Source organism: Nonomuraea sp. NPDC049269 (assembly GCF_043197155.1).
Taxonomy (GTDB): Bacteria; Actinomycetota; Actinomycetes; order Streptosporangiales; family Streptosporangiaceae; genus Nonomuraea.
Genome location: NZ_JBICSO010000016.1, coordinates 11,807 through 32,209 on the forward strand (window position 1 = coordinate 11,807; position 20,403 = coordinate 32,209).

The following is a 20,403-nucleotide window of genomic DNA, read 5'->3' on the forward strand; positions in this document are numbered from 1 at the left end:
TGCGCTGCCCAAGCCTTCGATCAACAGCCCCAACCTCACCTGCGCTCCCGCCTCTCTCCTGAACGAAGCGCAGAAACGAGCCCGCTCTCGTATGCCACGATGACGAGCTGTGCCCGGTCCCGCGCATCGAGCTTGGCCAGCAAGCGACCAATGTGAGTCTTGACCGTCGCCAGGCTGAGGTGAAGATGGGCGGTGATCTCGCTATTGGAAAGACCCCGAGCGATCAATGTGAGAACCTCCCGCTCCCGCTCCGTAACTCCTTGAAGCCCCTTGACCTCTAGCGATGCCGGCGTGCGGGTGAACTCCTCGATCAACCTACGCGTCACCGTCGGCGCCAGCAGCGCCTCACCGCTCGCGACCACCCGAATGGCGGCGACCAGATCGGCCGGCGGGGTGTCCTTGAGCAGGAACCCGCTGGCCCCGGCACGGAGCGCGTCGTAAACGTAGGCGTCGAGGTCGAACATGGTCACGATCAGGACCCGAGCCACATCACCGATGCGCCTCGTGGCCTCGATGCCATCCATTTCCGGCATCCGTACATCCATAAGGACCACATCGGGTCTCTCATCCAGAGCAACGGCCACCGCTTCGACTCCCGTCGCAGCCTCGCCGACGACCATCAGATCGGGCTCCGAGTCGACTAACACCCTGAAGCTCCCCCGGAGCAACGCCTGATCATCGGCGACAAGGACACGAATCATGAAGTGCCTCCATAAGGCAACTGGGCCGACACCCGAAACCCTCGCCCAGGCAGACGCCCTGCCTCGAACACCCCGTCGTACATCATGACCCGCTCTCGCATTCCGATCAGCCCGTGCCCCGTCCCCTCTACCGGCAGCGTGCGGCGACCAGGACCGTCATCGATCACCTCGATCCGCACCTCCCGCATATCGGCGACCACCGACACCCGGCACCGCGCCGGTGCCGCATGCTTCACCACATTGGTAAGCGCCTCCTGGACGATCCGATAGACCGACAACTCCACGCCCTCCGGCAACTCCACCCCGAGCCGCGAGATATCTTCTCCCCCGCGACTGCCTGCTCCACCCTCCTCGCTGCCCTGGGCTCGTCGGCCAGCCCTCACCTGGGCATCAGTCCGACCGTCAGCCCGCCCCCCGGCTGGCCTACCGCCTCTGATCGGGGCGTCAGCACCATCTAGGGTTGCGCTGCCCCGGTCTGCGCACTCGCTACTGGTCGCCGCAGCAGCGTGAGCGACCCTGCCGTCCGTCGCAGCAGCGGGCGCGCCACTGGCGGCCGCACGATCAATCCGCGAAGGAAGTCCGGCATCGTCTCCGCTGCCACGGCCTTCTCCTGTCGCCAACCGGAGATCCAGTTCCACCTCTACTCCCGCCAACCTGGCCTGCTCGGCCAACCCCGGAAGGCCACCGAGGTCGGGAGCGGGGCCACGGTCGGGCGTCTCGTCTGAGCGGAGGACGCCGAGCAAGTGGCGCATCTCGACGAGCGCGCTCCGGCTAGCGGTCTCGATCACCCGCAACGCATCGTGCGCCTCTTCTGGTCTGGTGCCCATCACATGATTTGCCACGCCTGCCTTGACCGCGATCAACCCCACGCTGTGCGCGACGACATCGTGCAGTTCGCGGGCGATGCGCAGCCGCTCCTCTGTCACGGCCTGTTCAGCCAGGCGCTCGGCGTCACGCGCCGCATAGTGTCTTCGTTCTCGTACGGCTCGCCCGACCGTCCACGCGCCGCCCAGCGCTGCCACGCCGATGAGCGGCCCGTCGATATTCGGAAACCACGCGGGACCCGCCTGCTGCGGCGCAGCGCCGGCGACCACCATTCCGACCAGCGTGACCAGAGTGAGCACGCCGATCGCCGAGGTTGGGACCCACGCGCCCCGGGCATCGCCCAGCGCGACGATATAGAGCGCATAGGCAGGCGAAATATAGGCGAACGACACCCCTAACACCACAGCGACCACGATGGAGAGCGTCAGCATGAGGCAGAAAACAGGCAACGGCCAGATTCTGCGCAGCACCAGCGGCATACCCAGCCCCAGGATAAGAGCCAGCCTCGCCCACGGCGGCAGGTGCGACCCACCCGTCGACGCCGTGAGGAACATGAGAGAGAAGCCCAACCCTGCCAGCAGGTCCAGCGCGATCAGCTGACGATGACTCAAGCGAGCGGTGAAGAAGGAGTGGGAGTCGTTCACGCGTTGACCGTAGTGGTTGACGGTGGGCTCGCACGTCAGACCAGGGTCTGACCTTGAGGTTCGGACCGTGGTCCGATGTGACGAACGACCGCCGTACCTCATTCTTTACCGCGTGATCGAACTCAACCGCCTCACCAAACGCTACGGCGACACACTCGCCGTCGACGATCTGTCCTTCAATGTAGAGCCCGGCCACGTGACCGGGTTCCTGGGTCCCAACGGTGCCGGCAAGTCCACCACGATGCGGCTGATCCTCGGCCTCGACTCCCCGACCTCGGGCGAGGCACTCGTCAACGGGCGACGATACACCTCGCTGAGCAGGCCCATGCGCGAGGTGGGCGCGCTGCTCGACGCGAGCGCTGTGCACGGCGGCCGCAGCGCCTACAACCACCTGTTGTGCTTGGCCCGCACCAACGACATCAGTGCGACGCGGGTATCCGAGGTCCTCCAACAGGTCGGTCTAGCCGGTGTGGCGCGCAAAAGGGTGGGCGGCTTCTCACTCGGCATGAAACAGCGCCTCGGCATCGCGGCCGCCCTGATCGGCGACCCGGGCACGCTGATGTTCGACGAACCGGTCAACGGACTCGATCCCGACGGGGTGCGCTGGATTCGCGACTTAATGCGCTCATTGGCCAAGCAAGGCAGGACTGTCCTGCTCTCCAGCCATCTGATGAGCGAAATGGCACTGACCGCCGAGCGCATCATCATCGTCGGCCAAGGCAAGCTGATCACGGAAGCCACTGTGGCGGAGCTCACCGAGCGCTACCCGTCGCTCGAAGACGCCTATCTCGCGCTGACGGCGAGCAGCGTGGAGTACGGAGCCGCACGATGAGAGCAATCCTGTCTTCCGAATGGCTGAAGCTGCGCTCGGTCACCTCGACCTATCACGCGCTCGGAGTGGCTGCGCTCACGGTGGTTCTCGGCATGATCTGGACTTTCTACGTCAGCGGTCTGGCGGACGAACGCGGATCACTGCGAGCGGCGGCGCCCGAGCAGGGTTTCCTGCCACTCGTCCAGATCAGCCTGGCGGTCCTCGGCGTGCTGGCCATCACCGCGGAGCAGACCAGCGGCATGATCCGCACGACCCTCACCGCCGTTCCCAAGCGAGGAACCTTATTACTGGCCAAGGCCGGCGTAGTCGCCGCCGTTACATTCGTCGCCGCCAACTCGATCATCATTCTCACGTACGTCACGAGCCGCCTCATGGCGGGCGACCGCCACTTGCAGTTCAACGAGTCCTCCGTGGCCAACGACCTACCCATGCTGATCGCCTCCGGACTGTCGGTGACTGTGCTAGCACTGGTGGGCCTAGGCCTAGGGGTAGCCACCCGATCCACAGCGGCGGCGATCGTTTCGGTGGTGTCGCTCCTGTTCGTCATGCCCGGCATAGCCAACTACCTGCCTGCGCCGTGGAACACTCGCGTGGCCGCGCTCATGCTGCCCAACCTCGTGCCTCAGATCGCCGACCAGCGGCTCTCCAGACGGCTGGGCGACGGTTTCCTGCCGCCCTGGGCCGCGCTCCTGGTCCTCGCCACATATGCGATCGTCGCACTCGCGGCGGGTTTCTATCTGTTCAGAAGGAGAGACGCGTGAGCGTGCTCGCGTCGGAATGGCTGAAGGTTCGCACCGTTCGCTCCAGTTATCTGGCTCTGGGGCTCAGTCTGGGCGGCATCCTGCTGGGCATCGCGGTCGCCTGGGCGGCGGTCGGGATGTACGACAGCACCACCCCCGAACGACAGGCCCATGCCAGCATCGCGGACCTGGAGGAGGTGGTGCTGATCGTGCCACAGCTCTGCATGGGCGTCTTCGGCGTACTTACCATTACGTCGGAATATGCAACAGGCCTGATCAGGACGAGCCTCGCCATCGTGCCAAGACGCTGGCCGGTCCTGGCAGGAAAGTCCGCGATCGTGGGTCTGCTCGGCCTGGTGACCGGTCCGCTCGTCGTGTTCGGGACCTACTTCGCCGCCCGCTGGATGATCGGCGACCGCTTTCGCGGCTCCTACACGACGCCCTTCCTCGACAAACTGCCGACGCTTGTCACCTCGAGCCTCTCCGTGGTGGTGTTCGCGCTGCTCGGGCTGGGATTGGGCGCGACCTTACGCTCCACGGCGGGAGCCATCACGCTCCTCGTGGGTCTCGTGTACGTGATCCCGATCATCGTGGGCAACCTGCCTGAGCCATGGAGCGAACGGATCGGCTCGGTGCAGATCGGAGCCCTCCCGCGCGAGATAACCGGCGACGATCTCACCCATTCGGTATACGGCTCGCTGCTCCCGCCTGTAGCGGCGGTCATGGTGCTGATCGCCTATGCCGTGCTGCCGTTGCTCGCCGGCGCATGGCTGATGCGCCGGAGGGACGCGTGACCTGCTGACACACCGCGTTGACGGGGACGCGGAGCCAGCGAAACGAGCGGACACAACGGTGACTCGATCAGGCCAGTGGAGACGCTCGCTGAACCGACCGTCCGGGCGGTCGTCAACCGACCTGCCGACTGTCGAGGCAGTGTTCAACCGACCATGCTCAGCAGACCGTCCGGGCGGTCTTCAACCGACCGTGCCCACCAATCGTTTAGGCAGTTATCAACCAACCATGCTCAACCGACCGTGCCCACCAACCGTCCAGGCAGTGTTCAACCGACCGTCCACGGTGGATCGAAACGTTCGTCGATCAGCCGACCTGTCGGCCAGGACGCTGACCGCTGGCTGGTCGACCGGCCGGTCGGTACGCCGTTGCTGTCCGGCAGACCACCAGACGACATCGAACCTGTATCCGGAACGGCTCCCAGAGGTACGGCAGGCGCGCGTGCCTGCCGTACCCATGCGGAGGTCAGACCTCGAGCACCACGGGGATGATCATCGGACGGCGGCGGTAGGTGTCGCTCACCCAGCGCCCGACCGTGCGGCGAACCACCCGGCGGATCTCCTGCATGTCGACGACTCCGTCGGCGGCCTTCTCCTCGAGCGCCTTCTCGATCTGTGGAATGAACTGCTCGAACTGCGCCGGGTCGATGCCGGAGCCACGGGCGTGGATCTCTGGCCCGCCGGTGAGCTTGCCGGTGCTGGAGTCGACCACCACGACGACGGAGATGAAGCCCTCGTCGCCGAGGATCCTGCGGTCCTTCAGCGAGGTGTCGGTGATCTCACCGACGGACGAGCCGTCGACGTAGACATACCCGGCGTGAACCGCACCGACGATCTTCGCCCTGCCGTCGACCAGGTCGACCACCACGCCGTCCTCCGCGATCACGATGTGATCGTCGGGCACGCCGGTGAGCGCGGCGAGCTTGGCGTGCGCGCGCAGGTGCCGCCATTCGCCGTGCACGGGCATGAAGTTCGACGGACGGGTCAGGTTCAACACGTAGAGGAGCTCGCCGGCGGCCGCATGCCCGGAGACATGCACCTTGGCGTTGCCCTTGTGTACGACCCGGGCCCCCCAACGGGTGAGCCCGTTGATCACCTTGTTGACGGCGGTCTCATTGCCCGGCACCAGCGACGAAGCCAGCAGGACGGTGTCACCCTCGGCGATGCGGATCGGGTGATCCCGGTTGGCCATCCTCGACAGCGCCGCCATTGGCTCGCCCTGCGAACCCGTGCAGACGAGCACCACGTCCTCCGGCGGCCATTCCTCGATGTCGCGCGAGTCGACGATCAGGTCCGGCGGCACCTTGAGATAGCCGAGATCGCGGGCCACGCCCATGTTGCGCAGCATCGACCGCCCGACCAGGGCGACCTTGCGGCCATGCTTGGCCGCCGCATCCAGGACCTGCTGGATACGGTGTACGTGCGACGCGAAGCTGGCCACGATGACCCGCTGCTCCGAGGTACGGATCACCTCGTCGATGACCGGCGCGATCTCCCGTTCGCTGGTGACGAACCCGGGCACTTCTGCGTTGGTCGAGTCGGACATCAGCAGGTCGACGCCCTCGGTACCAAGACGGGCGAACCCGCCCAGGTCGGTGAGGCGGCCGTCGCTGGGCAACTGGTCCATGCGGAAGTCGCCGGTGTGCAGCACGATGCCGGCAGGCGTCCTGATGGCCACCGCCAGCGCGTCCGGGATCGAGTGGTTGACCGCCAGGAACTCGCAGTCGAACGGCCCGAACCTGTGCCGTTCGCCCTCGATCACCTCGATCTTGGTCGGCTGGATCCGGTGTTCGGTGAGCTTGGCTTCGATGAAGGCCAGCGTCAGCTTGGATCCGATGAGCGGGATGTTACGCCGCTCGCGAAGCAGGTATGGCACGGCGCCGATGTGGTCTTCGTGCGCGTGCGTCAGGACGACCGCCTCGACATCGTCGAGCCGATCCCTGATGTATTCGAAGTCGGGCAGAATCAGGTCGACGCCTGGCTGGTCCGGCTCGGGGAAAAGCACCCCGCAGTCGACGATCAGCAACCGGCCCTCGTATTCGAAGACGGCCATGTTCCTGCCGATCTCACCCAGCCCGCCCAGCGCGACAATGCGCAGGCCGCCCTCCGGCAGCGTCGGCGGGGGGCCCAGCTCAGGATGTGGATGGCTCATAGCCGGCCCCCATGGTCAAATCGTGTTCTCAAAACTCCCGGTTCCTCCCCGTTCCTATGCGTCTGTCAACTTCACCCCGCCGGCCACCAGGCAAGCACGCAGCTCGGCGATCTGCTTCTCTGTCGCGGCCACCAACGGCAGCCGCACCGGTCCGACCGGCACTCCTACCATGCCCAGTGCCGCCTTGGCCATGATCGCGCCGCCCGCGCTCAACATGATCCCTTCGACCACGGGCGCCACTTGGCGGTGCACTGCGAGCGCCTGAACGACGTCGCCGTTCCTGTACAGGTCGATCATGCGAGCCAGGTCAGCGCCGACCACATGGCCGACAACGCTGACGAACCCTGCCGCTCCAACCGAGAGCCAGGGCAGGTTGAGCAAATCGTCGCCCGAATAGAAGGCGAGATCGGTCATCGCCATCACCTGGCTGCCAAGGAACAGATCGCCCTTCGCGTCCTTAACGGCCACGATGCGCTCGTGCTGTGCGAGCCGGATCAAGGTTTCGATCTTGATCGGCACACCGCTGCGTCCGGGGATGTCATAGAGCATCACCGGAAGGCCGGTTGCATCGGCCACGGCAGCGAAGTGCTGATACAGGCCCTCTTGCGGAGGCTTGTTGTAATACGGCGTCACCACGAGCAGCCCGTGAGCACCCGCGCGGGCCGCGGCCTTGGCGAGCGAGATGCTGTGATGCGTGTCATTGGTGCCTGCCCCGGCCACCACCGTCGCTCGATCACCCACCGTTTCGAGTACGGTGCGCAGAATGCGCTCCTTCTCGTCATCAGAGGTGGTGGGCGACTCTCCGGTCGTCCCACTGACGATCAAGCCGTCGTTGCGCTGCTCGTCCACCAGATAGGTGGCCAGGCGCCGCACGGCGTCGTAATCGACCGCACCGTCAGGAGTGAACGGCGTGACCATGGCGGTCAACATACGGCCGAAGGGCGCGTCGGTGGTTCCAGTTGGCGAAGCCATAGTGCGAACGCTACCTGGATTCGCAAAAGCGGTGGACGCCGCCACCCCGCTTTGCCTGCCTGGAGTCGCCTGTTGTCATGCCGTTCCCTGGTCTCTCAGGGCATGTCCAACCGCCCTCGACGCGCTGTTCCAAGCGTCCGAGCGTCCGCGTGGAGCTGACTGCGAGCCCAGAACTCGATCATCGGATATTCGGTCGCAGTGATCACCAGGACCACAGAGCAGACTTCATGGCACGCCAGGCGCATGCCGTACGGCCGCAGCTCGACATGCCACGCACAGACGTCATGACGTCCACAGACGTCCCGTACATATCCCAAATCCGCCGAACCGGGTGCGGCACCGGGCAACGCCCGCGCAAGCGACCTCTGAGCCACGCATGGGAAGAGGCCGCCGATATGTGCTCGGGGGTACACACATCGACGACCTCTACCGAAGAATCGGCTGCCCTTACATCGGCGTTACAGGGTTTCTCCGATAATTTTCCACTGCCGCAAAGTTGGGGCTCCAAGTGTCCTCGATGACGGTCGGTTACCTGCCGAATACGGCAACATGGGGCAACGCCTCACACGAACCCTCAGGGATGGACTAGTGGCCACCTCAGATCCGGTCTACCTGCGTGTCGTCGAAGACATTCGGCGACAGATCACCGACGGCACCCTTCCCCCCGGCGCGCCCATTCCCTCACGGGCGCAGCTGACCCGCAAGTATCAGGTCGGCGAGACCGCAGCCCGCCACGCCCTGCGCGTGCTGGCAGGCGAAGGCCTCATCATCGGCCGCGTGGGATCGGGTCATTACGTCAGAGAACGCCCCGACCTTTCCCCATTGCACCGATGGCGCTTCCTCGATCATCCCGCCCCATTCGCCGCCGACCTGCAGTCCCAGGGCCGGCGCGTGACGTGGGACTGGCACAGCGAACCCGCCGAGGCCGGACCCGACATCGCCAGACGGCTACGGCTCGACGAATCGACCACCCTGACGAGGACGCACTATGTCTTCCGCGGCGACGGCAGGCCGCTCCAGCTCGCCACCTCGTACGAGCCCCTGGAGTTCGCCGCCCACACGGAGGAGGAGCGGCGCAGCCTGGTCGCCAGAATGTACGCGCACGGGATAAAGATCACGGAGATCGTCGAAAGCGTGCACACCCGCGTTCCCCGCCCCGCTGAGAGCGACGCTCTCGACCTACCTGCGGGCATCCACGTCCTGCACGTGGAACGCACCCATTGGGCAGGCGACCGCCCGGTGGAGACCAGCGACATCGTGATCCCGGGCGACCGCTTCCGGATCATGTACAGCATGCCTGTTTGAGCGAATGTGAGAGCTCCGGGCCGATACCCGCCTCTTCGGCCTGGAGCTCAGCCAGACGGCCATTGGGCTGACACTTCGCCGCACGTTCGGCCGATCGCCCGCAGCATCACGACTTGTCGCTGAGCCGATTTCCGCGGCTTCAGGGCCTTGAGGTGCGAGGTTTCATTCTGGTCCGGGGCGTCGTGGCCCTCGCGTTGCGGGATCTCCGCGTCCCCGGCTGCTTCAGAGTCCGTATGTCACGCGCCCCCAAACCAACCTGCGGCTTCAGACGGGCTCGCAGCCAGCCCGCGGCTCCGGAACCTGCGCGTTACGCCACCCCCGAATCGACCTGAGGCTCAGGAGCCTGCGCGTTACGCGCCCCCCAAACCGACCTGAGAGCCAAGAGTCCGCACGTCACGCCCCTCAAACCGACCTGAGACCCAAGTATCCGCACGTCACGGGATCTCCGGCCCAACCTGCGGCCTCAGGGTTGCGCTTTAGAGGTTTCCGTCTCGGCCTGCGGGTGTCCAGACTGCAAGCGTTCAGAACCGCGGCCGGATCTGCGCCCCTCCAGCTGTGACCGTCCGGAGCTCGACCGTACAGACAGGGGCTATCCAGACCACATACGCACAGACTGCGATCGTGCGGACCACCGTTGTCCCGGCCACCACAACCGTCCGGACCACTGGCGGGCGCGCCGAAGCCGAGCGCCGCCACCCGGGCCTCGATGTGACGGAAGCAACATCAAGCTTCGTCAACTAGACCGCAGCTCTCAAATGCTTCTCCTGCCGACATTCCAGGCGGTTCTCCCTGGTCAGGCCGAGGTTGTCGGTGCTCGTTGATACAACCGTTCTGGAGGTTGCGGATGCGAGTCAAAGACCTGCCAAGACGTGAGCGGCCACGCGAGCGGCTGATGGCGAGCGGCGCGACGGCGCTGGCTGACCGGGAGCTGCTGGCCGTGCTCCTCGGTTCAGGCTTTCGGGGGGCGAGCGCGATGGATCTTGCGGCCCAGGTGATCGAGCACTGCGGCGATCTCGATGGGCTCGCCCGGTCCGAGCCACACCGGCTACTCGCCGTACACGGCGTCGGGCCCGCCAAGGCGGCGCGGGTGATTGCGGCTTTCCATCTCGTACGGCGGGCGCAGGCAGAGCCCGAGCCGACCAGGATCACCAGCACGTCCGATCTGGCCACGGTCGTCGCTCCTCTGCTCCGGGGCCATTCCCGGGAGCGGCTGGTCGTGATGGCGTGCGATGTCCGGGGTGCGGTGTTGCGGCGTGTGGTGCTGACCGAGGGGGGCTCTGACCACACGACAGTGCCGGTTCGGGACATCATCACGGCGGTGCTGACGGCCGGCGGGGCGGCGTTCGGGGTCGCGCACAACCATCCGAGCGGCTCCCTCGATCCGAGCGACGCGGACATGGTCGCCACGGCACGTCTCGCCGAGGCCGCCGAGACGGTCGGGCTGCGATTCCTCGACCATCTGATCGTCACGGACACGGCATGGCGTCGGGTGCCCTTCTGAACGCCAAGGGGGTGGTCCGGGAACCGGGTCGGTCTCCGCCCACCCTGACGGGCGCACGCAGAGCCCGAACCGACCACCAGGCTCCCGGCGCTACGCCAACCCGCCGCCGTTCAGGCGCAATCTGAACGGCCGAGCCCCCAGACACTTACCTGCCCGCCGGACTTCAGGCGCGACCCGGACGACCGAACCCCCAGACACGAACCAACCGCCATATCTCGGCGCAAAGCAACCCGCCAGCCCCAGGCGAAACCCCGAAAGACCGAATCTCAAGCACAAACCAGCCACCGCACCCCAAGCACAACCAACCGCCAACCCCCGGCGCAAAACGGGCCGCCACATGCCCCGCTTGAGCCGGGCGGCGCCCAGCACCGCTGAACCCTCAGCGTGTTCCTCCCCGTCATCGCGACCCATCGAGCCGCCCACTTCGACAGGTCCCTCACTGGCATCACGACTCTCGGCCTACCCGCTCCAGTGCGTTCCTCAGGGCATTCCAGCGCTTCGCCGAACCGGTATGGGGCCTTTTGGTCACCACTAAGAGTGCTGATCCACCGCAAGACCACCGAAAGGCATGTTTCCGTTGATAGCTCTGAAGGCAAGGCTTCCCTCAGCGGAGCGTGAGACGCTACCTCTGCGAGCAGGTCGACTAAGACGTGAGTCGGCCAATTGCTGGCAAACGCGTGGTCCCGTGCCTCCCGGAGGGCATGGGACCACGTACGGCCCGCAACTGGGTCCGTCCACTACGCGCCACGGCGCAGCAACACCGTGGACGGTCGGACTCCTGGCAAGGTCCACTCGGGAGCAGGCGAAGAGGAAGGCTCAGCACCACCCAAGCGGGTTCTCAGGAGCGTCGGCGGACTGCGCTCGCCGGCGATCAGTGAACCCGCTAGGACCAGAAGACTCTCTGAAATCGCAGCCACTCGACTGTAGAGGGTGGTTGCCTCGTCGCTGGCCCCGCATCAGACGCGGGATGCGGGGCCAGCGCGACCCGGTCTTCGGCCGTGATCGCCGAATCTGCGGCATTTCATTCGGCAAAGCGACCTGATGCCCCACACGGCCACGCCCGCCCCGGCGACGCCGGCTCCAACGAAATGCCCCACCAGAAGGTGGTCGCAGGTCCCAGACGCGGGAATGGGACCTGCAAGAACGAGTTAGGCCCTGGCAGAGCACGGAGTTCTTGGGATGACGTCTGCCACATGCCGCGCAGTCTGGAGAGAAGACGCCGCAAAATGCCCCCACGACGTGCGGTGATCACCTAGCGTCTCCGCACAGCAGCAGGAACCACAGAATGTCCGTTTGAGGCGCGTTCGTTCGGACACTCTCCTCCACCACCACTCGCCCACCCTTTCTCGTCGTTCTGCGGATGCAACGCTGGCCGCCTGCTTGGCACAGCTCGTAAAACACCGGCTGGCAGTCGCAGGTGTGGTCCCGCACGCGCATTCGCTCCACGTCGGGCCTCACCGGATTCCAGTCGATGCGTACGCAGTCCCTGTGCGCCGCCTCGACGTGACGACCAATGCAGTCGTCCGCGTACGGCCCTCTTTTGGAGCCAGCCATTCCACCATCATATATCTAGTTGTATCGCGCTGCCTAGATAACAGGATCGCTCCGTCTACTTGGACGGGACGATATGGGCAAGGTCGTACCTCTTCACCTATCTTGCGTATGTGCTCGACTATGATGGAGACACCCATCCATATCTTCAGATCGCTGAGATCCTCCGCCAACGGGTCTCCGATCTCGCCTCGGGGCATCCCATGCCCAGCGAGGCCGACATCCAGGCGGAGTTCGGGGTCGCCAGGACGACCGCCAGGCGAGCGATCCATGTGCTCCGCGAAGAGGGTCTCATCTACACGGTCCAGGGCGAGGGCACCTTCGTCGGCGCACCGAACGAGGCACCGCGCCAGCAGCGCAAAATCCCGCTCTATCAGCAGATAGCGGCAGATGTGGCGGAGCAGATCAAGGCAGGGACGTATCCGCCACGGCGTCCGATCCCTGGCGAAACAGCGCTACTTCAGCAGTACGACTGCGCCCGCGAGACAGTGCGGCGGGCCATGGCGCTGCTCCGCGAGCGTGGCTGGATCTACACGGTCGCCCAGCGCGGCAGTTACGTGTCTCCAAAGGAGTCGTGGCCCCAGGACTGAACCTGGTCGACTGCTTGTATAGAGACATCTAGAATCTATACATGCTCGATCGTGAAGGACCCACCCCGATCTACGTCCAGATCGCCGACATCTTCCACGATCGAATCCTCAAGGGTGAGCTGCTGGCCGGAGAGCCTCTGCCGAGCGAGGCGGAGATGGAGGCAGAGTTCTACATCGCCAGGACGACGGCCCGCAGAGTCGCCAGAGAGTTGCGCGACCGTCAGGTGGCCCACACGGTGTCGGGCGAGGGCACATTCGTGGGTGTGGTTGGTGTCCCACGACAGAGACGAAAGCCGTTGCCCTCCGAAGAAATCGCGGACGACATCGTCAAGCGGATCCGCCGCGGTGAGTTCCCGCCCAACCGGGCGATATTCAGCGAAAAGGCGTTGATGCGGCGCCACGGGGTCGCCAAGGTCACGGCCCGAAGGGCGGTCGAGTCCCTTCGGAGGCAAGGCTGGGTATTCACCGTCCCCTACCGAGGTACTTACGTGGCCGCCAAGGAAGACTGGCCCGAATAGCCAAAGGCGATCTCCGCCCGGCCCGCAGGCGCCCCAGGCGATTCGATGGCACCGCTAGGCGAGAATGACCAGCCCCCGAAAAGCGCTCACCCAGGAGTAACGAGGCGGAAGGTCAGGCAGACGACCGTCGACGAGTCGGTCACCTCGTGCCCCAGGCCGGCCCAGTACCGGCCATGGACCTCACGCCAGTGCCCGACCGACCGGAACCCCTCCCCCTCCGCCTGCGCGAACTCCCAGCTCACCGCCCCGAACGGCACCTGCTCCACCCCGACCACCTCAACCAGCGCCGCCCGCGAGCCCCCATCGTTCACGAGCACGAGCCGCTCGCCGACGTGTTCCAGCGGCTCCCCTTCGGCGACGTAGTCGAGCTCCAGCAGTCCCGCCGTGGCCGTCTTGGCGCCGGACAGGACCAGGTCGGTCAGCCAGATGCGCTGCTCGCCGGGCATGCCGAGTTCGAGCACGCGGAGCCCGTCGATGCGTCCCCACATGTAAAGATCGTACAGACCGGGATCAGAAGACCGGGATGATCTCCTCGGGGTCGATGAAGTCCACCTGGACGCCCTCCAGGTCGAGTTCGGGGATGGCGGGGAAGGCGATGCCCCAGCGTTCGACGATGGCGCGGATGCGGGCCATGGCGAGCCGCCAGTTCTCCGCCTGCTCCTCGTAGGACAGCACGCCCAGCCCGGCCTGCCTGGCGTGGTCCATCAGGACGCGATGGTTGGCCAGGAAGTACGGCGGGAGCTCCCAGAAGCCCTCCGGTGGCTCCCAGAGGATCATGGACAGGAAGACGAAGCCGGCGCGGAGTTGGCGGGTGATGAGAGACCGGGTCTCGTCCGTGAGGCCGGGCCACTCGTTCTCCAGAATGGTCATGCAAATCTGGAGATGTCGGGACTCATCGCGGCCGATGCGCTGGAACATCTCCCCGAAGACGGGATGTTCGGTGCCCGAGGCCATGCCCCTGAACAGCGTCGAGGCGGCCATCTCGCCCATCATGAAGCTGGTGAAGAGCACGGGCAGCGAGTACTTGCCCACGGCCGCGGTGTAGCCGGTCCAGTAGCGACCGCCGTTGTGATAGAGCCAGCCGATGTTGTTGTGCGCGGCCCTCTCCAGGTCGTCGGACGGGGTCCAGTCGAGGGGGCCGCCGGGCCAGAGCTTGGCGATGGTCCGCTGGCAGCACTCTTCGTGGTTCATCTCGTCGCGGGTGATCGAGAAGAAGCACTTCCTGACCGGATCCTCCTCGTGCTTCTCGAACGCCTGGATGGTCGCCCGCGCGAACACGGCCGGCCCCGAGGCGTCGAAATTGGCCAGCACGGCGAACCAGTACATGATCCCGAGGCGCTGCTCACGCGTGAAGTCGTCCGGGTTCAGCCCGTCCCAGGGCAGGTCGGCGGGGTTCCAGAGCGTCCGTTTGGATTTCTCGTAGATCGCCGCCAGTTTGGCCGTCTCGACCCGCCACTCCATCGGGTAGATGTTCGGCTGCGGGACCGCGGGGGCCGGCCAGAAGCCGCCCTCCGGAATCGTGAGGTCTGCCATCTGTGACACCTCCGCTTCCCATCCTGCGGGGCGGCGTCACGGCTTTCAAGTGCGGGCTCGCTGGGTGAGGGCCACGCACACGAGTACGGCCAGCGCGGCGGCCACAGTGGCCGGACCGTACCTCTCCCCCATCAGGAACCATGCCCAGGCGAGCGTGAGCAGCGGCTGGGTGAGCTGGGTCTGACCCGCTCTGGCGATGCCGCCCCTGGCGAGGCCGGCGTACCAGGGGACGAAGCCGAGGAACATCGAGATCAGGCCGACGTACGCGAAGCCGGCGAGAGCTTGGGGCGACGGGTGGACAGAAGTGGTGAGGGCGAGTACGGCCGTCACGGGGACGGTGAGCGGGAGGGAGAGGACGAGGGTGTGGGAGATGACCTGCCAGCCCGGCGTTTCACGGGAGAGCCGGGCGCCTTCGGTATAGCCGATGGCCGCCGAGACCAGGGCGCCGACCAGGAGGACGTCGGGCCAGGCGGCCGTGCTCTGGCCACGGGTGAGGGTGAAGGCGGTGATGGCGATCGCGCCTGCCGTACAGGCCAGCCAGAACAGGGGGCGCGGGCGTTCGCCGGCGCGCAGGACCGCGCAGACGGCGGTGGCGGCCGGGAGCAGGCCGATGACCACCGCGGAGTGGGCGGTGGTGGCGCCGAGGTCCAGAGCCAGGCCGCTGAAGACGGGGAACCCGAAGACCACGCCGAGGGAGATCGCGGCGTAGGAGCGCCACTGGTGGCGGGGCGGGATCAGCGGGTGGCGGGCTGCTTTGAGGCAAATGAGGGCTATGACACCGGCGATCACGGCCCGGCCGATGGCGACCAGCCACGGATCGAAACCGCGCATCGCGTAGACAGTGGCGGGGAAGGAGCCGGAAAAGGCGAGAACGCCGAGAAACGCGAGGAAGGTTCCCTGGCGGAATCGCGCCGAGCCTTCCCGAGAGGCGACCGCTACTCTGTCGGCGACGATAGCGCTATTCTTATCCGTCATGGAACAGGATAGCAGTATCGCCCATATCGCCGCGATTCTGCGCCAGGAGCTCACCCGCCTGCGACCAGGTGACCGCCTCCCCTCCTCCAGAGAGCTCATGCGCCGCCACAACGTCAGCCCTGTGACGGTCTCGCGCGCCATCGGGCAACTGGCGGCCGAGGGCCGGGTGATCACCAAGCCCGGCATCGGGGCATTCATCGCCCAGCCGCCCGCAGGGCCCAGCGACCTGCCCGACTTCTCCTGGCAGACCGTCGCGCTGGGCGATCGGGTGGTGGACGAGAGCCCGGTGACCGCGTTGCTGACCCCGCCACCCGAGGGCGTCATCCCACTCACCGGCGGCTATCTGAACCCGGGGCTCCGGCCGGACAAGCAGTTGGCCGCCGCGGCGTCGCGGGCGGTGCGCAGGCCGAGCGCGTGGGCGATGCCACCGCTGACCGGGCTGGCGGAGCTGCGCAGGTGGTTCGCGACGCAGGCCGGGGGCGACGTGACCGAGACCGACGCGCTGATCGTCAGTGGCGGCCAGGCCGCGCTCACGCACGCCTTCAGGGCGCTGGCCGCCCCGGGTACCCCGGTTCTGGTCGAGACACCGACATATCCGGGCGCGCTGGCCTCGGCCAAGGCGGCGGGCTTGCGGGCGACGGCCGTGCCGATGGACCGGGACGGTGTACGGCCCGACCTGCTGGCCGAGGCGTTCGCCGTCACGGGCGCGCGGGTGTTCCTCTGCCAGCCCACCCTGCAGAACCCGACCGGCGCGACGCTCACCCGCGAACGCAGGGAACAGGTGCTCCAGGTCGCCAGGGCGGCAGGCGCGTTCGTGATCGAGGACGACTACGCCCGCTACCTCAGCGACCGGACGCCGCCGCCGATGGTGTCGATGGACGCGCACGGCACGGTCGTCTACATCTGCTCACTCACCAAGATCCTGTCGCCGAGCGCGCGGGTCGCGGCCATCGTCGCGCGCGGTCCGGCCGCGCACCGGCTGCGGGCCAGCCAGCTCGTGGAGTCGTTCTTCGTGGCGCGCCCGCTGCAGGAGACGGTGCTGGAGTTCGTCGGCTCCCCCGGCTGGCGCCGGCACCTGGCGAACGTGCGTACCGAGATCCTGGTCCGCCGCGACACGCTCGCCACCGAGCTGGCCGCGCGGCTGCCCGCCGCCGAGCTGCACCTGCTGCCGAAGGGCGGCATGCATCTGTGGGTACGGCTGCCGCCGGAAACCGACGAGAACGCCCTGGTCGAGGCGGCGAAACGCAACGGCGTACTGGTGAGCCCCGGCCGGATCCACTACCCGTCGGAACCGCCGGGACCCCGCCTCCGCGTCACGCACATCGCTGCCGCGAACCTGGCCGAGCTGGCGGAGGGGGTGCGGCGGCTGGCTCAGGCGCTGGCGAACACCTCGTAGTGCTCCACGGTCCGCTCCCTGTCGACCAGGAACGCGTCGTCCTCGGGATAGAAGACCGCCACGCCCGGATCGTCCCCGGCGAACGCCCTGATCGCCTCCCACGACTCCCACAGCGAGATCAGGAAGAACTCGGTCCTGTCGCCGGTGTCACGCCTGGTGAAGTAGGCGCCGCGGTTCCCGGGCGTCTGGGTGTAGCCGGGGAATCCGGTGCGCAGGAGGTATTCCTCATAGGCCGCGGCATCGGACCTACGCGTCCAGCCTCGCCAGGTACGAACGATCACGCGACTCATCATGGCGCAACCGGCCCCTGCCATACAGTGGTGACATGCTGGCGCCCGCGGAGCTCGTGCGCGACTTCGTGAACACCTACAACCTCGATTCCGACGCCGACGAGCTGGCCTCACCCGCCGAACTGGCCGTCTGGCTCCGGGAGCGGGGCCTGATCGGCCCGCGTGACCGCGCGACCGACGACGACCTCGCCACCGCGCTCACCCTGCGCGAAGCCCTTCGGGCCGCGCTGAGACGCGAGACTCCGGAGCCGGCCGAGCTACGGGCCGCTCTAAGACACGAGACTCCGGAGACGCCCGAACTGCGAGCCGCACCAAGCTGCGAACCCCGGAGGATGCCCGCGCTAAGCCGCGAAAATCCGAAGACGCCCGCGCTAACACGCGAAACTCCGGAGATGCCCGACCTGCCGGCCTTGCCGCTACTCGTACGCGTCGGCGGCGCCACACCGGAGCTGGTCCCCCTCGAAGACGGCGTCAGAGGCGGCCTGGCCAGGATCACCGCGGCCGTGACCGACCAGTCGTGGCACCGGCTGAAGGTCTGTGCCGAGGGCCTGTGCCAGTGGGCGTTCATCGACTCCTCGAAGAACCGATCACGCTCGTGGTGTTCTATGCGGGTCTGCGGCAACCGCACCAAAACACGCGCTTACCGGGCGAGGAAGCAGGGTTCGCGTCATCCCCAAGGCTCAAACACCGATACGGTGTAACTCGTGCCTTGTGGCATGGACGGCAGGCGAAGGAGCGGGCCGAGATGGCAGACGTAGGCGTCCGGGCGGCCCGGCGCGAGGATGTGCTCCAGGTGGCGAATACTCAGATTCGCGCCTGGCGCTACGGCTATCGGGAATTCCTTCCCGAGGGGCCGCTCGAGCAGATGACGGGGGCCGCGGCGGAGAAGATGTGGCTGCGCCAGTGGGACGAGGCGATCGTCGCCCCGCCCACCCCCATGCATCGGGTGCTGGTGGCGGTGGAGACGATTCTCGACACCGAGGGCTTCCCGGCTCTCGGCGCGGGCGGCAGCGCCGCCCTGGCCACGCCGCGCGGTGGTGAGCGGGTGGTCGGCCTGGCCTCGCACGCGCCCGCCGAAGATCCCGACCTCGACCCGACCGTCGCCGCTGAGATGCTGACCCTCTTGGTCGACCCCGACTTCGTCCGCCGCGGTCACGGCAGCCGCCTGCTCAATGCCACCGTCGACTACCTGCGGGACGACGGTTTCCGGCAGATCGTCACGTGGGTGTTCGCCGACAACTACGCGGTGCTGGGCTTCCTGGAGTCGGCCGGCTGGGGCGAGGACATGGCCGAGCGCGTGCTCGACATGGGGCGTCCCATCCGCATGGTCAGGCTCACCACCGACATCAGCTAGAGGATTCGTCTTTATGGCAACCCCCGGCCAGTGGATCGCCGGCGCACGTCCGCGCACCCTGCCCAACGCCATCGTGCCCGTCATGGTCGGCACCGGCGTGGCGATCGGCGAGAGCGGCTTCATCTGGTGGCGCGCGATCGTCGCGCTGCTCGTGGCCCTGTCCCTGCAGATCGGCGTCAACTACGCCAACGACTACAGCGACGGCATCCGCGGCACCGATGACCAGCGGGTCGGTCCGATGCGCCTGGTCGGCTCGCGGGCGGCCACGCCGCCGCAGGTGCTGGCCGCCGCGCTCGGCTCCTTCGCCCTCGCCGCGGTGCTCGGGCTGACCCTGGTGCTCGCCACCCGCGCGTGGTGGATCCTGCTCGTGGGCGCCGCCGCGATCGCCGCCGCCTGGTTCTACACCGGCGGCAAGGCTCCGTACGGCTACCGCGCGCTCGGCGAGGTGTCGGTGTTCACCTTCTTCGGCGTCGTCCCCGTGGTCGGCACCGCGTACGTCCAGACCGAGCACCTGTCCTGGGCGGCGCTGCTGGCGTCGATCCCCGTCGGGCTCCTGTCGTGCTCCATGCTCGTCGTGAACAACCTGCGCGACGTGGGCACCGACGGCCAGGCGGGCAAGCGGACGCTGGCGGTCGTCCTGGGCGCGGCGCGCACCCGCACGCTCTATGCCACCTGCCTGATCGTGCCGTTCGTCATCGCCCTGGCCATGCTCCCGATCGCGCCGCTGGCGGCCGCCGCGGTGCTCGCCGCGCCGCTGGCGATCACGCCGGTCAAGACGGTCCTGCACGGCGCCGTCGGCCCGGCGCTGATCGGCGTACTGCAGCAGACCGGCAAACTGCAGCTGGCGTACGGCCTGCTGTTCACGCTCGGCCTGGCGATCACTCTGTGAAGGACGTGCGGGGACCGGAGGGCCCCCGCACGCACCATCAACCTCAGCTCGCGGTGAGTCTCAACCGCTGGTTGTCGTGGTCGATCTCGGCGATCCGTACCGAGACGCTCGACCCGGCCTCTGGCCGCTCCGATCCGACGAGCAGCCCGTGGACGCCGTCGGCGACTTCGATGAAGGCGCCGAACGGGACGACCTTGGCCACGTGCCCGTCGAGCACGTCACCGACGGCGTGCCGCGAGGTGAAGCCTTCCCAAGCATGGGACATGTGATCACCTCCTTTCCTCTGCGATCTCCGCTTGGGGAACGCGAGAGGCGGCGGGCCGCGGGCCCGCTCGGTGATCAAGGCGTGACCGGGCGCCCCGTCTCGTCATGGCACTTGGCCGACCCGGCAGTCACGGTCGCCACCCTACTCGCTAGGGAACGGCGGTGAACAGCTCGTAGCTGTGGCCGTTGGGATCGCGCACGTAGACGCCACGGCCGCCACCGAGGTGGTTGATCCGCCGGTCCCAACCATGACCCGGGCCGGAACCGTACGCGATCGACTCGGACTCCCGGAGCCGGCCCAGCACCGCGTCGAACGTGTCGTCGTCGACCAGGAACGCGTAGTGGCCCGGCTGGACCTGGTGCCGGTCGTCGAAGTCGAGTGCGAGGTCGTCATTGACCCTGACGGGCACGAACGGGCCGGACGGCGCGGAGACCGGCAGCCCGAGCAGGTCGGCGAGGAACGTGGCGGCAGCGGTCTTGTCGGCCGCCGGGACGATCAGATGGTTGAGAACGATGGACACGTCGACTCTCCTGAAAACTCAGCCGAATACATGCGATATGCACACACTATATATGCATA

Annotated in this window: 20 protein-coding genes and 1 pseudogene; 11 read left to right on the plus strand and 10 right to left on the minus strand. The window is 67.0% G+C overall.

The window, feature by feature from the left end; translation table 11 throughout:
- Positions 1 to 35: 35 nt before the first annotated feature.
- Positions 36 to 701, minus strand: a complete 666-nt coding sequence (locus ACGFNP_RS58035) for a response regulator transcription factor (RefSeq protein WP_358338389.1) — start codon at positions 699 to 701, stop codon at positions 36 to 38.
- A complete protein-coding gene (locus ACGFNP_RS58040; protein WP_393333313.1) occupies positions 698 to 2,170 on the minus strand; it encodes a sensor histidine kinase in 1,473 nt (490 codons plus the stop codon). The genes ACGFNP_RS58035 and ACGFNP_RS58040 overlap by 4 nt, the downstream gene beginning before the upstream one ends.
- 112 nt (positions 2,171 to 2,282) lie before the next feature.
- Between ACGFNP_RS58040 and ACGFNP_RS58045 the strand changes: the two are divergent.
- From ACGFNP_RS58045 to ACGFNP_RS58055, 3 genes and pseudogenes are all read left to right on the plus strand, one after another.
- Positions 2,283 to 2,936 (plus strand): annotated as a pseudogene (locus ACGFNP_RS58045) (ABC transporter ATP-binding protein); the annotation flags it as partial.
- Positions 2,937 to 2,998: 62 nt separating this feature from the next.
- Complete coding sequence (locus ACGFNP_RS58050) at positions 2,999 to 3,763, plus strand: ABC transporter permease subunit (RefSeq protein ID WP_393333317.1); 765 nt, start codon at positions 2,999 to 3,001, stop codon at positions 3,761 to 3,763.
- A complete protein-coding gene (locus tag ACGFNP_RS58055) occupies positions 3,760 to 4,536 on the plus strand; it encodes an ABC transporter permease subunit (RefSeq protein ID WP_358338398.1) in 777 nt (258 codons plus the stop codon). Before ACGFNP_RS58050 ends, ACGFNP_RS58055 begins: the two co-directional genes overlap by 4 nt.
- Positions 4,537 to 4,999: 463 nt before the next feature.
- Here ACGFNP_RS58055 and ACGFNP_RS58060 read toward each other — a convergent pair whose 3' ends face one another.
- Both ACGFNP_RS58060 and dapA read right to left on the minus strand, forming a co-directional pair.
- Positions 5,000 to 6,685: a ribonuclease J gene (locus ACGFNP_RS58060; protein WP_358338402.1), complete on the minus strand. Its 1,686-nt coding sequence runs from the start codon at positions 6,683 to 6,685 to the stop codon at positions 5,000 to 5,002.
- A 54-nt stretch (positions 6,686 to 6,739) separates the two neighbouring features.
- Complete coding sequence (gene dapA, locus ACGFNP_RS58065; RefSeq protein ID WP_358338405.1) at positions 6,740 to 7,657, minus strand: 4-hydroxy-tetrahydrodipicolinate synthase; 918 nt, start codon at positions 7,655 to 7,657, stop codon at positions 6,740 to 6,742.
- 588 nt (positions 7,658 to 8,245) lie between these two features.
- Here dapA and ACGFNP_RS58070 point away from each other — a divergent pair.
- The 4 genes from ACGFNP_RS58070 to ACGFNP_RS58085 all read left to right on the plus strand — a co-directional run bounded on the left by ACGFNP_RS58070 (position 8,246) and on the right by ACGFNP_RS58085 (position 13,122).
- The gene (locus ACGFNP_RS58070) at positions 8,246 to 8,962 is read left to right on the plus strand and encodes a GntR family transcriptional regulator (protein WP_214642951.1); all 717 of its coding nucleotides are present in this window, start codon (positions 8,246 to 8,248) and stop codon (positions 8,960 to 8,962) included.
- Positions 8,963 to 9,806: 844 nt separating this feature from the next.
- Positions 9,807 to 10,463 (plus strand): DNA repair protein RadC, encoded by a 657-nt coding sequence (locus tag ACGFNP_RS58075; RefSeq protein ID WP_358338408.1) that lies wholly within the window; start codon positions 9,807 to 9,809, stop codon positions 10,461 to 10,463.
- 1,664 nt (positions 10,464 to 12,127) lie between these two features.
- Entirely contained in the window at positions 12,128 to 12,604 is a 477-nt protein-coding gene (locus ACGFNP_RS58080; protein ID WP_358338411.1) for a GntR family transcriptional regulator, read from the plus strand.
- A gap of 41 nt (positions 12,605 to 12,645) precedes the next feature.
- Entirely contained in the window at positions 12,646 to 13,122 is a 477-nt protein-coding gene (locus tag ACGFNP_RS58085) for a GntR family transcriptional regulator (RefSeq protein WP_358338414.1), read from the plus strand.
- A gap of 86 nt (positions 13,123 to 13,208) precedes the next feature.
- On the opposite strand, the gene ACGFNP_RS58090 is transcribed toward ACGFNP_RS58085, so the two are convergent.
- Genes ACGFNP_RS58090 through ACGFNP_RS58100 form a run of 3 tightly spaced genes read right to left on the minus strand, consistent with a single transcriptional unit; the run spans position 13,209 to position 15,630 of the window.
- On the minus strand, positions 13,209 to 13,610 hold the full coding sequence (locus ACGFNP_RS58090; RefSeq protein ID WP_358338417.1) for an ASCH domain-containing protein: 402 nt from the start codon (positions 13,608 to 13,610) through the stop codon (positions 13,209 to 13,211).
- 22 nt (positions 13,611 to 13,632) lie between these two features.
- Positions 13,633 to 14,655: a hypothetical protein gene (locus tag ACGFNP_RS58095; protein WP_358338420.1), complete on the minus strand. Its 1,023-nt coding sequence runs from the start codon at positions 14,653 to 14,655 to the stop codon at positions 13,633 to 13,635.
- Between the two features lie 45 nt (positions 14,656 to 14,700).
- Entirely contained in the window at positions 14,701 to 15,630 is a 930-nt protein-coding gene (locus tag ACGFNP_RS58100) for a DMT family transporter (RefSeq protein ID WP_393333327.1), read from the minus strand.
- On the opposite strand from ACGFNP_RS58100, the gene ACGFNP_RS58105 reads away from it, so the two are divergent.
- The gene (locus ACGFNP_RS58105; protein ID WP_393333329.1) at positions 15,629 to 17,026 is read left to right on the plus strand and encodes a PLP-dependent aminotransferase family protein; all 1,398 of its coding nucleotides are present in this window, start codon (positions 15,629 to 15,631) and stop codon (positions 17,024 to 17,026) included. The genes ACGFNP_RS58100 and ACGFNP_RS58105 overlap by 2 nt on opposite strands.
- On the opposite strand, the gene ACGFNP_RS58110 is transcribed toward ACGFNP_RS58105, so the two are convergent.
- Positions 17,002 to 17,307 carry an antibiotic biosynthesis monooxygenase gene (locus ACGFNP_RS58110; RefSeq protein ID WP_393333331.1) on the minus strand — a complete coding sequence of 102 codons (306 nt, stop codon included), beginning with the start codon at positions 17,305 to 17,307 and terminating at the stop codon, positions 17,002 to 17,004. The genes ACGFNP_RS58105 and ACGFNP_RS58110 overlap by 25 nt on opposite strands.
- A gap of 44 nt (positions 17,308 to 17,351) precedes the next feature.
- Here ACGFNP_RS58110 and ACGFNP_RS58115 point away from each other — a divergent pair, with 44 nt between their 5' ends.
- From ACGFNP_RS58115 to ACGFNP_RS58125, 3 genes are read left to right on the plus strand one after another with little or no spacing between them, the layout of a single operon-like run.
- Entirely contained in the window at positions 17,352 to 18,017 is a 666-nt protein-coding gene (locus ACGFNP_RS58115) for a CGNR zinc finger domain-containing protein (RefSeq protein ID WP_393333334.1), read from the plus strand.
- Between the two features lie 44 nt (positions 18,018 to 18,061).
- Entirely contained in the window at positions 18,062 to 18,670 is a 609-nt protein-coding gene (locus ACGFNP_RS58120; RefSeq protein ID WP_358338433.1) for a GNAT family N-acetyltransferase, read from the plus strand.
- 13 nt (positions 18,671 to 18,683) lie between these two features.
- The gene (locus ACGFNP_RS58125; protein WP_358338436.1) at positions 18,684 to 19,559 is read left to right on the plus strand and encodes a 1,4-dihydroxy-2-naphthoate polyprenyltransferase; all 876 of its coding nucleotides are present in this window, start codon (positions 18,684 to 18,686) and stop codon (positions 19,557 to 19,559) included.
- Between the two features lie 43 nt (positions 19,560 to 19,602).
- Here ACGFNP_RS58125 and ACGFNP_RS58130 read toward each other — a convergent pair whose 3' ends face one another.
- Positions 19,603 to 19,824: a S1 RNA-binding domain-containing protein gene (locus tag ACGFNP_RS58130; protein ID WP_393333337.1), complete on the minus strand. Its 222-nt coding sequence runs from the start codon at positions 19,822 to 19,824 to the stop codon at positions 19,603 to 19,605.
- 148 nt (positions 19,825 to 19,972) lie between these two features.
- Complete coding sequence (locus ACGFNP_RS58135) at positions 19,973 to 20,344, minus strand: VOC family protein (protein ID WP_393333340.1); 372 nt, start codon at positions 20,342 to 20,344, stop codon at positions 19,973 to 19,975.
- Positions 20,345 to 20,403 lie beyond the last annotated feature (59 nt).